Origin of the sequence: Bradyrhizobium sp. sBnM-33, assembly GCF_032917945.1 — a bacterium.
Lineage (GTDB): Bacteria > Pseudomonadota > Alphaproteobacteria > Rhizobiales > Xanthobacteraceae > Bradyrhizobium.
The window spans coordinates 4,522,339-4,535,002 of sequence record NZ_CP136624.1; the positions used below are offsets into that span (position 1 = coordinate 4,522,339).

The following is a 12,664-nucleotide window of genomic DNA, read 5'->3' on the forward strand; positions in this document are numbered from 1 at the left end:
CGCCGGATTGCGCCGCGCTCGTCTATACACCTTGGACAGGCTTGTCGAGATGGCCGTCAGGCACTTTCGCGCCGGTAACGTAAACCGGCGGTCATAGGGACGTCATTTTGCCTGCAACGTCCGGATCGGATCCCAGTCCTCGCCCGGCGGGTTTTGGGCCAATTCCCGGGCCCGCGCGGCAAACAGCGATGCCGGCCGGTCGATATCGGCCGAACGGCCGAAACACTCTGCGGCGCGCGCGAACTCGCGGGCCCGCCAGTGCGCCAGCCCGTCGGCGTAGTTGGCGATCACGGTCTGCTGCGAGGGCGTCAGCCCCGCCGACAGCGCCAGCAATTGGTAGATTTTCAGCGCCTGGGTTCGTCCCTTCACTCTGATGGCGTCGAGTTCGCGCCAGGCGAAGGCTTGGCCTGCAAGCGCAACCGTCGTCTCGGAAGCGATCACGGTGGTGCCGTAGAATTTGTTGGCGCCCTCCAGCCGCGAGGCCAGGTTCACCGCGTCGCTCATCACGGAGTAGTTGAACCGCCGCCGCGATCCGAAATTGCCGACCAGCGCCTCGCCGGAATTGATGCCGATCCGCTGTGCCAGCTTGTAGTCGCGAAACACGGCGGAGGAGGCGTTGAGTTCCGCCAGTTGCGTGCAGCAGTCCAGCGCGGCGCGCGCTGCGTTAGCGGCATGGTCGGGGTCGTCGGCCGGCGCGCCGAACACCGCCACGATGGAGTCGCCGATATATTTATCGACATATCCGCCGTGGCGCTCGATAACGTCGGTCATCGCCGAAAGATATTCGTTCATCAGCTCCATCAGGCTATCTGGCGACATCTTCTCCGCAATCAGCGAAAAGCCCTCTATGTCCGAGAAGAACACCGTCACGTCGCGGGTTTCGCCGCCGAGCTCCGGCAGTTTGCTCGACGACAGCATGCGGTTGATGACGTGCGGGGCGAGGTAGAGCGCGAAGCTCTTCTGCAGCAGGCGGCGGTCCTTGTCGGCGACGACGAAGCGGAAGCCGATGGTTGCGGCCAGCGCAGTCAGGCTGGCCAGGAACGGCTCGACGATCGGAAGCGCCAATGCGTGGTTGAATGCGACCGTTGCGCCGGCCACGCCGAGCACGATCATTCCCGTCCAGGCGGCGAACGCGATGACGGGCCTGAACAGCCAGGCGGCGGCCGCGGCGAGCGCAGCAATCAAAGTCGCGATAAGCAAGCGTGGAAGCGCCCCGGGTTCGACCACGCCATCGCGCGCGATCAGGTTGTTGACTGCGGTGGCATGGATATAGACGCCTGCAATCGTGCTCTTCTTGAAACCCGCGGTGATCGGCGTGCTCTCGGTTGTGCAGCGCGGGGTGCGCGCGCCTTCGATGCCGGTTGCGAAGCGCTTGGACGTGAAGCGGCGGTCCTCGATGTCGAGCACGGTGCCGAAGATCACGACCTTGCCGCCGAACCAGCGCCGGAAATACTCCTTGTCGTTCTTGACGGCGCAGGCGCGCAGATCGGCAAAGGAGAAGGTCGGAATGTCGTCGCTGCCGCCTTCGAAGTTCAGGGTCATCGTGTTCGGCACCCGGCCGGGAACCCGGTAGCCGGCGAGCGTCAGCCTGCCGCGCTCGTCGAACTCGGGCGCGGCGCCGAGCGCCCGCGAGGCCAGCTCGACCGCCATCGAGGGTACCCTTGTCCCGTTGACGGTGAAGCTCAGCGGCAGGCGCCGCAATACATCATCGCTGTCGATATGAACGTTGAGCGGGCGGATGTTCAACTGCTGGCGTACCGCGACGCGCTGTCCCGGCGACGGCCTGACCGGTTGGTTGCCGCCCAGGACTTCTCCCAGAACCACCTTGCCGTTCGCCGCCGCGCCGGCAAGCGCGCGAAGGAAATCGCGGTCAAATCCGCGGACTTTCTCGCCGAGCGTGCCCTCGCCGAACGGTATCTCCGATTGCTCCATGGATTTGGGAATCACCATGTCGAAGCCGGCGACCTTGGCGCCGCCTTCGAGCGTCGCTGACAGCACGCGGCCGATCTCGCCGGTCCAGGTCAGCATCGGCGCGTCCTTGAAAGGGGCGGTGCGCAGGCTCTCCTCGTCCATCGCGACGACCACCGCCGCCGAAGCGGCGGGATCCTGCCTGCGGCCAAACACCTCCCAGCGCAGCGCTGTAAGAATATCGATGGAGAGCCCGCGGATCGGTCGGGCCGCAGGCGAAACCGAGGCCGCCGCGCAAACCAGCGCGATGGCGGCGATCGCCACCCTGTCGCGCGTGCTGCGTCTCACTCTCAAGCTGGGCGGTCCGGCACGCCTATTCCATCCGCAGCAGACGGCCGACGATCGGCGTCGCGCCGGGCTTGGCTTGCTCATCAACCCGGAACACGATCTGCGATGACTTGAATGAAGCGGCGTAGAGGCCGCCGGGGGCCAGCGCGACGTTCTCGCTGGCGAAATCGAGGAACCGTCCCTTGAGCTGGGTGCCGCCGAGACTAATCTCCTGACGCTCGCCCGCCGCGTCGAGACGCCGAATGATCAACTTGCCGCGTCCCTTAGCTTCCACCAGCGGGGAGGCGCCGTAAAGCGTGAGCTGCGGCTGCGGCAAGGAAGCCGCCTTCTTGCTGTCGACGCTGCGCAGCACGGTTGCGGCGACGCCGCTGGTCTCCCGCGTGGTCACGTTGGCCTGGTTGGCATCGCAATTCGTCTTCTCGGCCTTGACCTCGGCGAGGTGAACGGCGCTCTCCTCGGTGCCGACGACAACGGTGCCGGTGCCGCTGATCGTCTCGCGCCGGCATGACTTCAGGTAGCTCAGAATGACAGAGCCGCCGTCGCCGATCTTGATCACAGCCTTGGGCGTCACATAGTCCATGAATTCCGCGCCGGTGACCTTGCCCTTGATTTCTTCGACCACCGCGGCCGGCGAATCTGCGGCCGCCGGAGAAGCCAGCGCCAGCAGGCCGAGACAAACAGCAATCGAACGTTTCATTCTAACACCCCATAAAAAAGCGCAGGTTCGTTAGTCGCGCCAGCGCCCGAATGGTTTCATGGATAGATCAAAATATCTGGCCCGTAGGCCAGCGGAACCGACCGATATCACCTAACGGCCGCCGAGGACAACCATCGGGCGCAGCGTCGTAGGGCATCCCGATCCTCTCACGCGATACTGTCGGGATTGTGATTTCCGCGGGTTTCCTGCCCTTGTGTACCAACACTGCGCTGTCGCAGTGTCCGGGCAGATTGGCAGGCCCTGACTGATCGCGAGCGCAGGAGTAAACGGCATGACTTTTCGTTTTATGCCAACGCGTCCCATGCGTCTGGCCGCCGCGATTCTGGTCCTCTGTTGCGCGACCGGCGTACGTGCCGAGGAGGCGAGTTCGCCGACTTCGCAGCAGCCCGCCGCAGCGACGCCATCGTCGTCTCCGCCGGGCCAGAAGGGCGGAGCAGGGCGGGGCCCCGCCGCGACGCCATCGCCGACAGCCGAACAGCGTCACCTGCCGCCGGATTCCACTACCCAGCAAGCGCTGACACTGCCCGGCCGCACGCTCAACTTCACCGCCACCGCCGGCTCGATCCGCATATTCGACGACAAGCGCGAGCCGCAGGCCGATATCGCCTATACCTCCTACCAGCTCGACGGCGCCGATCGCGCAAGCCGGCCGGTGACGTTTCTGTTCAACGGCGGGCCAGGCGCGTCCTCGGCCTGGCTGCAATTGGGCGCTGCCGGGCCGTGGCGACTGCAGATCGGCGGCGATGGCGCGGTCTCGTCAGCCACTCCCGATCTGTTGCCCAATGCCGAGACCTGGCTCGACTTCACCGATCTCGTCTTCATCGATCCCGTTGGCACTGGCTACAGCCGCTTCGTCGCGTCAGGCGACGACGTGCGGAAGCGATTCCTTTCCGTTGATGGCGATGTCAGTTCGATTGCGCTCGTGATCCGGCGCTGGCTGGAGAAGTACGACCGTCTATCGTCGCCGAAATTCGTCGCCGGCGAGAGCTATGGCGGCATTCGCGGGCCGAAGATCGTCCGCAATCTGCAGACGCAGCAGGGCGTCGGTGTGCGCGGGCTGATTCTGGTTTCACCCTTGCTCGACTTCCGCGATTTTTCCGGCTCTAGCCTGCTGAAATACAGTTATACGCTGCCGAGCATGGCGGCGGTGGCGCGTGAGGTGAGGGAAGCCAGAGGGGCGCCGCTGACGCGCGCCGATCTCGCCGACGTCGAACGCTACGCGCAGGGCGAATTTCTCACCGACCTCATCAAGGGGCAGGCGGACACACAAGCCGCCACGCGGCTCGCCGACAAGGTGGCGGCGCTGACCGGCATCGATCAGGCCGTGAGCCGCAGGCTCGCGGGTCGTTTCGAAGTCGGAGAATTCCGCAGGGAATTCGACCGCCGCAACGGCAGGGTGACCGGGCGCTACGACGGCTCGGTCATGGGCTTCGATCCCTATCCGGATTCGAATTCAGCGCATTTCGGCGATCCATCCGGCGATTCGCTGATGGCACCGTTGACCAGCGCCGCGGTTGAACTCACTACCCGCAAACTCAACTGGCGGCCGGATGGTTCGTACCAGCTACTCAGCGAGAGCGTGAACCGCTCTTGGGATTTCGGCCGTGGGCCGGCCGAGTCGATTTCACAGCTACGCCAGATTCTCGCGCTCGACCCGAAGATGAGACTGCTGGTCGGTCACGGACTGTTCGATCTCGCCACGCCCTATTTCGCGTCCAAGGTCCTTCTCGACCAGTTGCCGGCCTATGTCAGCCCCGATCGCGTCAAGCTCGTCGTCTATCCTGGGGGCCACATGTTCTACTCGCGCGACGGCGCGCGCCAGGCATTCCGCGCAGAAGTTGAGAAGGTGATGAAGTAGCGCTCAAACAAAACCGGCGCAGTGGTGAGCCGCGCCGGTTGCCATTCGTCATTGCGAGCGAAGCGAAGCAATCCATATCGCGGCATAACGGATAGATGGATTGCTTCGTCGCTACGCTCCTCGCAATGACGTGGAGAGACTAACGCCTCAGTACACCAATCCCGTCCCCGGCGGCTTTTCAAGCGCGGCGGCGAGCGAGCGATATTCCTCGCTTGAGGTGCCGGTGAGCTGCGCAATCCGGTTCAGGTGATATTGCGCCTGATCGCGGTTGCCCTGTTCGACCTGCCACAGGCCGTAATACTGCCAGGTCTTGACGTGGTTCGGATCGGCTTTCAGCGCGCGCTCGTACCAGATCTGCGAGACCTTGTAGTCGCCGAGCTTGCGATAGGAATAGCCGATCAGATTGGCGACGGCGGCCGAGTCGTCACGGCCGAGCGCCTTCAACTGCTCGATCGCCGACGCATAGTCGTGGCGCTCGTAGATCGCGGCGTAAGCAGCGCGATAGCCGTCGGCGAATGCAGTTCGTTCGCTGCCCGGACGGGCTTCGCTGGATTTCTTCTTCTTCGGCGGCGGCGGCGGATCGTTGTCGGGTGCTGCGTAGACGACGGAAACGACAGGGGCTGCTGCGAGCGTGAGCGACAATATTGCGAGAGTCAAAAGCCTGATCGCTAATTTATTCATGCATCTCTCCTGATGGCCGGTTCGGCGATCCTACACTGAAGGTCGCTGATGTGAACACCCGGCAGCCGCGAACATTCCGGTCCGTGCACCTCGATTTTCTCAATTTTGCTTTGCCACGAAGATGTCATTCAGATGAATGGAGTCGAAAAGTCTGCTTCAGCAGGGGTTCAGCGCGCCGTGCCTAACCTCGCACGCACGATCGGCGAGCCCGGCCATTCGGGACCGGAGAACCCGCAGGTCCCCACGGAAGAGGAGACAGCCATGCTCAAGACCATTTCTGCAGCGCTCGTTGCCGTGTCCGTTCTCGCCGCGCCCGTGCTTGCCGGCACCGCGGGCAAGACCGCGCAAGCTCCGGTGACCAAGAGCACGCAGGACCCGGTCACCAAGGCCGATCACGGAAAATCGAAGGCGTTGAACGCCAATGCAGGCCGCCATCACAAGCACTATCGGCATCAGAGCCACAAGAAGCAGGTCGGCCTCTCGAAGACGCGGGCCGCGGTCAAGCCCGCCGCGCCGGCTGCCAAGCGCAGTTGAACCAGCGCGATCGAATCTGATCCGTCGGCGCGCTTTGCTTCCCCATTGCCCACGCGTCGGCGGATATCGGACCAGCCCACGTGCCATTGCTTCCCCGATGGCCGTGGGCTGGTGCTGCTTCGATCTGTTCGGGACGGTAACCGAGATGCGAATTCCATTTCGCCGCCGGGCAGTCTAAGAGACGGCCAACAACGGGGCGGGGGAAACATTTCGCTTGCGAAGTTCAGTCAAAATTGCGGCAATGGTGCTGTTGCCAGTCGCGCTGTCGGCCTGCGCCGCAAGCGACGAGAGCAAGCCGATCACGTTTACCGACGATCGAGGCGTCTCCAGCCAGCCTTTTCCGAAAAATTACCGCACCGAAGTGCTGGCGTTCCTGAAGACCTACCTCAACGACCCCGTCGGGGTACGCGGCGCCGTAATGGCCGAGCCGATCGAGCGCGTCGTCGGCGGGCGGCTGCGCTATGTCGTCTGTCTCCGATTCAGCCCGCGCGAATCCGACGGCGGCTACCGCGAGCCGCGCGAACGCGCCATCCTTTTTGTCGACGGCCGGCTCGACCGCATCATCGAAAACGCGGCGGAGCCCTGCGCGGGGCTGGCCTACGCGCCATTTCCGGAACTGGAGAAACTGACGCGCTAGATTCGCGCGCGTGCTGTGAGCTCCACACGAGAGTGTGATGCTTCGCACTCATGTATATCGCATCCGATTATATCGGAAGGGTTGACGCGGTCCCGCGAGGCATCTTATATCGCGCGCGATATAATCGCATGAGATGCAAAACGGAGAAGACTAATGTCCCATCCCATCACGCCTGACCGTCGCCGCTTCCTCGGCGCTGCGGCAGCTACGCTTGCGGCCACCCCGTTCGCCATGAGCGGGGCTCTGTTCGCGCAGTCAGGCGACCCAGGCGCGGGCAGGCCGGGCGCCCACACCTCGTTTGCTGCGCTGAAACAGATCGATGCCGGCGTCCTCAATATCGGTTACGCCGAAGCCGGGCCCGCCAACGGTCCCGTTGCCATCCTTCTGCACGGCTGGCCCTACGACATCTACGCGTTCGTTGACGTGGCTCCCGTGCTGGCATCGGCAGGCTTCCGGGTAATCGTGCCGTATCTGCGTGGTTACGGCACGACGCGTTTTCTCTCAGGCGATACGCCGCGAAACGGCCAGCAGGGCGCGCTCGCCACCGACGTCATCGCGCTGATGGATGCGCTGAAGATCGAGAAAGCGGTGGTGGCTGGCTTTGACTGGGGCGCCCGAACTGCCGGCATCGTCGCCGCGATCTGGCCGGAGCGCGTCAAGGCGCTGATTTCGGTCAGCGGCTACCTGATCGGCAGCCAGGAAGCTAACACAAAACCGCTGCCGCCATCGGCTGAGCTGCAGTGGTGGTACCAGTATTATTTTGCGACCGAGCGGGGCCGGTTGGGCTACGAAAAATACCGGCGCGAGTTTTCCAAGCTGATCTGGCAGCTTGCCTCGCCGAAATGGAATTTCGACGACGCCACCTTCGAACGCAGCGCGGCGTCCTTCGACAACCCCGACCATGTCGCCATCGTGATCCACAACTATCGCTGGCGGCTTGGTCTCGCCCCGGGCGAGGCCAAATACGACGCGCTCGAAAAACGGCTGGCCGAATTTCCCGTGATTACCGTACCCACTATCACCCTGGAAGGCGACGCCAACGGCGCGCCGCATCCGGACCCGAAGGTTTACGCCAAAAAGTTTTCCGGCAGATACGCGCATCGTCTCATCACCGGCGGGATCGGGCACAACTTGCCGCAGGAAGCACCGCAGGCCTTTGCCGAGGCCGTCGTCGAAGTGGTTCGCTCTTGAAGACTGACGGCGTTGCTGCCGGCAGCCGCGACGGCTGCCGGCAGGGAACCGTCTTCTGGTTTCTCGGTACGGAACCGTGAACGAAATCGGATCACTTTTCGGCGATGGTTGAACCTTGCCTTAGTCATCCCGGACACCAGCTAAGCGGGGAGATCACCTCCTTAACCGGGGAAAAAGCCTGACGTGCGAGGGAACTAAAACGCTTTGTTGCTGTGCCGTCACAGTGGCGCGCCATCCGGTCGCGGGCGTTTGCCGCAAAGCAACCTAAATGAAGTCACGTTGTTTGGATTGGTATCCGCAAGCGTTCCTAACGGGGAAGTCAGATGAAGAAGTTACTGCTCGGGGCTGCCGCGCTGGCCGTCATGGCGGCTCCAGCTTTTGCGGCCGACATGCCGCCCCGGCCGTACACCAAGGCGCCTGCCTATACGGCGCCTCAAGTCGTCTACAATTGGACCGGATTCTATATCGGCGGGCATGTCGGCGGCGCCTTTGCGGGCGACAGCTCCCTGCAGGGCAGCGATGCCCGCTTCCTTGGCGGCGTGCAGGGCGGCTTCGACTATCAGTTCGCGCCGAACTGGGTGCTGGGCGCCGAAGCCCAGTATAGCTGGCTGCCCAACAACAATAATAATGGCGTGCTGTTTCCGGGCGGGACGCTCGTGACCTCCAACACTGATCAGATCGGCTCGGTAACCGGGCGGATCGGCTACACTTGGGGTCCGACGCTGCTCTACGCCAAGGGCGGTTACGCCTGGCGCAACGGCAACGATCTCGGAGTATCGGTGGCCGGCGTGCCCGCGGGCTTCACCACCAACGGCAACGAGAAGGACGGTTATACGGTCGGCGGCGGCCTCGAATACATGTTTGCCCCGAACTGGTCGGCCAAGGCCGAGTACCAGTATTACAATTTCGGCGACACCACCTTCACGTCCGGTCCCGCCGACATCACCGGCCGCAGCTTCCGCAACGACGAACACACCGCCAAGGTCGGCGTGAACTACCGGTTCGGCTGGGGCGGCCCTGCTGCTGGCAAATACTGATACCGGCCTTGGTATCGACACATGTAAAGGCCGGCTTCACGCCGGCCTTTTTGTTTGGGGAATATCGAGGCGAGCGCGCGCCGGTGATTTTTTGGCGGGCGCGAAAAAAATTTCGCGGTGCATGCAACTTTTCGTCACGATCCGATATTATGGTGCCGGCCGGCTGGTGGGACAACGAACATGCGTGTTTTTGCGTTAGGGCTGATCTTTTCCGCAGCGGCGTCTCCGTGCCTTGCTCAAACTGTCCTGAAATCCGAACCGCTTATTCTTGCTCCCTATGAAGTCGCCTTCGTGCAGGATCCCTCGTGCGGGGTCGGCAAGGTGCGCAAGGTAACCGGTGCGATCAGGGGACTGCAGCGGCGCAAGGCTTGCGTGACCCTTGCTTCGGAACAGGCATCACTGGTCTCGGCGACGCCGTAGGATCCGACTTTCTGTCTCAGATGTCGTCCCGGCGAACGGGATCCGTTCGCCGGGACCTGTCGTGTGCCCGGCCGTTTGACGGCGGGCCTTACGACGCTAATTGCAATTCCGTCTGCGCTTCGCGCTCGGCGTCGGCCTTGTTTCGGGCGGGGTCTTCATGCGGCTCGAGCTGGCACGGCCTGATCTCGTAGTCATGATCCAGCACCGGACGGGGGCTACTGTTGTCCTGTCCAGAAACGACATCGACGACGAGGCCGCTCTTCTGGGCGATCTTCCAGACATCGGCCGCGGTCGGATAGGCTTTGCTCAGCTTGGCATCGTTCGAGAACAGCGCGTAGGGCATTGTTAGCTCCGGTAAAAACGGTCAACGCAAAGGCGGCGGGCGGGTTTCAGGCTTGGCTGCCATGCGGCCATTCCACAGGCTGTTTCGGGAGCAATTTGGCTCGTTTCGGCCCATTTTCGTGGAGTCTCTGAGTCTTTAACGAGCCGTAAATTCCCGAAAAAAGAATCCCCGAGACTCAGTCGCCAGAATCGCCGGATGTTTCCGGCCATGAGAACGAGCCTCCAGACCTCCTGCGAGCGTGTCCAACTCACGCTGACCGTTTGCCTGCTGGCTGCCTGCGCAGCCAACATGGCGCTGGTCTATGCCTGGCTCTGAACATCGAGGCGGGCAGGAGAACGCAGCAAGGTGTTTGGGGTCTACTTCGCCGGCCGTGCCGGCGGCTCGCCTTCCCGGAGCGCAGCGTGCACCTTTGCCATGGTCGCGCTGCAATAGGCTTCGCGCTCGCGGTTGAACCGCTCCTGATGGGCACGGAAATTCGCGACCCGCGCCTTGATTTCGGACTGGAAGTCGTCCCGCAGGTCAGGACGCGAAAGAGGGGTTAGCCTCGCTATTTCCCTCGACGCTTCCTCTGGCGCCGGGGTAAGGGGCATCGTCTGCGCCAGGAGCGCCTTGATGTCAGAAAGCGGCGCGGCCTCACAGGTGGGCTCGGATCCCTCGACGGAGAGGAGGGTGACTGACGTCGTGACCGTCTTCTCGGCCTCCGGCGGCTTGCCGGTCACCGATTGAACAAACGCCATCGTTTGCGCGATCAGGAGATCGCGTTCCCTCATCCATTTCATGAGACACCTCGGCCCAAGCCATTCCACCAAACGGCTTTTGTGGAATCAAGCGGTCGGGGAGGTAACTGGGGATAACTGCCGCTCATTTGCGCGCGGGGTGACAAAACGGTGACAGTTCGTCCCGCGAACTACACATGGCCCGTCAGGTGCGCGTCAGGTGATTGTGTCCCGCAAGCGTGGTCGCGAATCGGGATCTAGCGTTCGCGGGGATTGGTGTTCGGGACAAAGGGCGCGCCGATCATGCGTACCGGCGGCTGGTCGCCGACGTAGATGATCCGCTTGTCGGGCGAAGGCGAACGCTCGACGCCGGCGGTTGTCCGGTCGGCGAATCGGACTGGCTTGTCGTCGAACCCAAGCAGCGTAGCGCCACCTGCAATCGCCACACTGAAACACGCGACAATAGCGAGCAACACCATGTTGCAGTTTTCTTCGCGAATTCTCATGCGTCGAAAACGTGTGCGGAGGAGGTTTGGTTCCGGCTCAGATCGAGCGGCGGCCGTGCACAATGCTCCGCACCGGCGGATTGCAGGATTCGGCTAGCGTCTCGTTTTCCGTCGCTCGGAGTCGGGGCCGCAAGCAAATAAATGGTGCCGGTTGAGAGGATTGAACTCCCGACCTTCGGTTTACAAAACCGCTGCTCTACCGCTGAGCTAAACCGGCGAATTGAAGGGATCGTTGGACAGCGAAAATACCCGCCGCATGGGCCGATCTTCGGCGGCTCGAATAGCAGACTTGGTCGCAAAGGGCCAGAACATCAAGAACCGCGCCAGCGCACCCGAGGCATGAAAAATGCGGCCTTTCAGCTGCCTTTTCCCGGACTCGATTTGCACTGTTCTATTGGCAGATATGCCTGCGGCCGTCATCGCCGCGGAACCAGGAGCCGGGGGTGCAGACGAAGCCGTTGCGCCGGGCGTATTGGTCGCCGCCGATCGGGGCCCTCGCGGCGGCAACTGGAGAGCTCGCGATAGCTGCGGCGGTGCCCACCGCCCCGCCGACGACTCCGGCCACGACGTCGCCTGGCCAGAAGCCGCTGTCTTAGCGGTTATAGCTGTTACGCCAGGTGCTATCCCGATAAGTGCGATCCCGATAAGTGCGATCCCGATAGGCCTGATCGCGATAGACCTGCCGCTGGTAGCTGCCGGTATAGGGATTTCCCGGTCCCTTGTTCTGGCAGTTGGCGTTCGGATAAAATTGCGCGCAATAGCCGGGATTTTGGATGACCTCCTGCGCGGTGGCGGGGCTAGTGAGCGCGGACGCAAGCACCGCGGCGGCGGCGAGAATTCCGGATTTTGTCATCGGGGGTACTCCGTTGCTGGTGATGCGGGCTAAGCGCCCCAGCTGCCGGTCGTTCCGGTGTTCGCATTCAGGTTGAGTCAAACCGGCGTGATGCCGAGCAACGGGAAGGCGCCGGACTCTTCGATTTCGGTTGTGCGATCCCCAAACCGGTGTGAAGTTCCGGCAGCCTATCATTTGAAGGATCGGGAACTTGATTCAGCCGCGCGATGTCGACTACCGCTGCGACGAGCTCAATCTGCGCGGCTATCTTGCAATTGACGAGAATGCGGTCGGAAAGCGACCGGGCGTGCTGGTGTTTCACGAGGGCCTGGGGCTCGGAGAATTTGCCATGGAGCGCGCGCGCCGGCTCGCCGGTCTCGGCTATGTGGCGCTGGCCGCTGATATGTTCGGCGACCGTCGGCAGGCAGTCAACCTGCAGGAAGTCTCCGCGCTGGTGGGCGGGCTTCGCGCCGAGCCGGAGAAGCTGCGCGCGCGGGGGCGTGCCGCGCTCGAAACGCTGGCCGCGCTGCCGCAGGTTGATCCCCGGAGGCTGGCGGCGATCGGCTTCTGTTTTGGCGGGTCGGTGGTGCTGGAGCTCGCTCGCGAAGGCGCGGACCTCAAGGCAGTCGTCAGTTTCCACGGCGTGCTGGCGACCAAAATGCCGGCGCAGCCGGGCCGGGTGAGAGCGAGCGTGCTGGTCTGCACCGGGGTAGACGACCCGTTGGCGCCGCCGGATCAGGTGGCTGATTTCGAGAATGAGATGCGCACAGGCGAGGTGAAGGATTGGCAGGTTATCTCCTACGGCAACACGCTGCACGGTTTCACCAACCCGGCCGCGGACGGCTCGATCATGCGCGCCGCGCTCTACAACGAGCAGGCCGACCGCCGCTCCTGGGCATCGATGCGGAGCCTGTTCGATGAAGTGTTGACCTGAC

General features: G+C 63.1%; 14 protein-coding genes and 1 tRNA gene. 7 read left to right on the top strand and 8 right to left on the bottom strand.

Features of this window, described 5'->3' with window-relative positions; translation table 11 throughout:
• Nucleotides 1–102 precede the first annotated feature (102 nt).
• The gene (locus RX328_RS20795) at nt 103–2,256 is read right to left on the bottom strand and encodes an adenylate/guanylate cyclase domain-containing protein (RefSeq protein WP_312017925.1); all 2,154 of its coding nucleotides are present in this window, start codon (nt 2,254–2,256) and stop codon (nt 103–105) included.
• 25 nt (nt 2,257–2,281) lie between these two features.
• Nucleotides 2,282–2,953: a hypothetical protein gene (locus RX328_RS20800; protein ID WP_213245662.1), complete on the bottom strand. Its 672-nt coding sequence runs from the start codon at nt 2,951–2,953 to the stop codon at nt 2,282–2,284.
• Nucleotides 2,954–3,245: 292 nt separating this feature from the next.
• Here RX328_RS20800 and RX328_RS20805 point away from each other — a divergent pair, with 292 nt between their 5' ends.
• A complete protein-coding gene (locus RX328_RS20805) occupies nt 3,246–4,832 on the top strand; it encodes a S10 family peptidase (protein ID WP_213245660.1) in 1,587 nt (528 codons plus the stop codon).
• A gap of 147 nt (nt 4,833–4,979) precedes the next feature.
• Here the strand turns inward: RX328_RS20805 and RX328_RS20810 are convergent, their stop codons facing one another.
• On the bottom strand, nt 4,980–5,513 hold the full coding sequence (locus tag RX328_RS20810) for a tetratricopeptide repeat protein (RefSeq protein WP_213245658.1): 534 nt from the start codon (nt 5,511–5,513) through the stop codon (nt 4,980–4,982).
• Between the two features lie 261 nt (nt 5,514–5,774).
• Here RX328_RS20810 and RX328_RS20815 point away from each other — a divergent pair, with 261 nt between their 5' ends.
• From RX328_RS20815 to RX328_RS20835, 5 genes are all read left to right on the top strand, one after another.
• On the top strand, nt 5,775–6,047 hold the full coding sequence (locus tag RX328_RS20815; protein WP_213245656.1) for a His-rich protein BRANT: 273 nt from the start codon (nt 5,775–5,777) through the stop codon (nt 6,045–6,047).
• 214 nt (nt 6,048–6,261) lie between these two features.
• Nucleotides 6,262–6,684 carry a hypothetical protein gene (locus RX328_RS20820; RefSeq protein ID WP_249725971.1) on the top strand — a complete coding sequence of 141 codons (423 nt, stop codon included), beginning with the start codon at nt 6,262–6,264 and terminating at the stop codon, nt 6,682–6,684.
• A 153-nt stretch (nt 6,685–6,837) separates the two neighbouring features.
• Nucleotides 6,838–7,875 (top strand): alpha/beta fold hydrolase, encoded by a 1,038-nt coding sequence (locus RX328_RS20825; RefSeq protein WP_213245654.1) that lies wholly within the window; start codon nt 6,838–6,840, stop codon nt 7,873–7,875.
• Between the two features lie 323 nt (nt 7,876–8,198).
• The gene (locus RX328_RS20830; protein ID WP_213245652.1) at nt 8,199–8,912 is read left to right on the top strand and encodes an outer membrane protein; all 714 of its coding nucleotides are present in this window, start codon (nt 8,199–8,201) and stop codon (nt 8,910–8,912) included.
• Between the two features lie 180 nt (nt 8,913–9,092).
• Nucleotides 9,093–9,332, top strand: a complete 240-nt coding sequence (locus RX328_RS20835; protein WP_213245650.1) for a hypothetical protein — start codon at nt 9,093–9,095, stop codon at nt 9,330–9,332.
• A gap of 88 nt (nt 9,333–9,420) precedes the next feature.
• On the opposite strand, the gene RX328_RS20840 is transcribed toward RX328_RS20835, so the two are convergent.
• The 5 genes from RX328_RS20840 to RX328_RS20865 all read right to left on the bottom strand — a co-directional run bounded on the left by RX328_RS20840 (nt 9,421) and on the right by RX328_RS20865 (nt 11,750).
• On the bottom strand, nt 9,421–9,675 hold the full coding sequence (locus RX328_RS20840) for a hypothetical protein (RefSeq protein ID WP_213245648.1): 255 nt from the start codon (nt 9,673–9,675) through the stop codon (nt 9,421–9,423).
• Nucleotides 9,676–10,031: 356 nt separating this feature from the next.
• Nucleotides 10,032–10,454 (bottom strand): hypothetical protein, encoded by a 423-nt coding sequence (locus tag RX328_RS20850; protein WP_213245646.1) that lies wholly within the window; start codon nt 10,452–10,454, stop codon nt 10,032–10,034.
• Between the two features lie 194 nt (nt 10,455–10,648).
• Complete coding sequence (locus RX328_RS20855; RefSeq protein ID WP_213245644.1) at nt 10,649–10,897, bottom strand: hypothetical protein; 249 nt, start codon at nt 10,895–10,897, stop codon at nt 10,649–10,651.
• A gap of 142 nt (nt 10,898–11,039) precedes the next feature.
• Nucleotides 11,040–11,114, bottom strand: a tRNA-Thr gene (locus tag RX328_RS20860).
• Nucleotides 11,115–11,489: 375 nt separating this feature from the next.
• Complete coding sequence (locus RX328_RS20865) at nt 11,490–11,750, bottom strand: hypothetical protein (protein WP_312017915.1); 261 nt, start codon at nt 11,748–11,750, stop codon at nt 11,490–11,492.
• A gap of 190 nt (nt 11,751–11,940) precedes the next feature.
• Here RX328_RS20865 and RX328_RS20870 point away from each other — a divergent pair, with 190 nt between their 5' ends.
• The gene (locus RX328_RS20870) at nt 11,941–12,663 is read left to right on the top strand and encodes a dienelactone hydrolase family protein (protein ID WP_213245642.1); all 723 of its coding nucleotides are present in this window, start codon (nt 11,941–11,943) and stop codon (nt 12,661–12,663) included.
• Nucleotide 12,664: the final 1 nt, after the last annotated feature.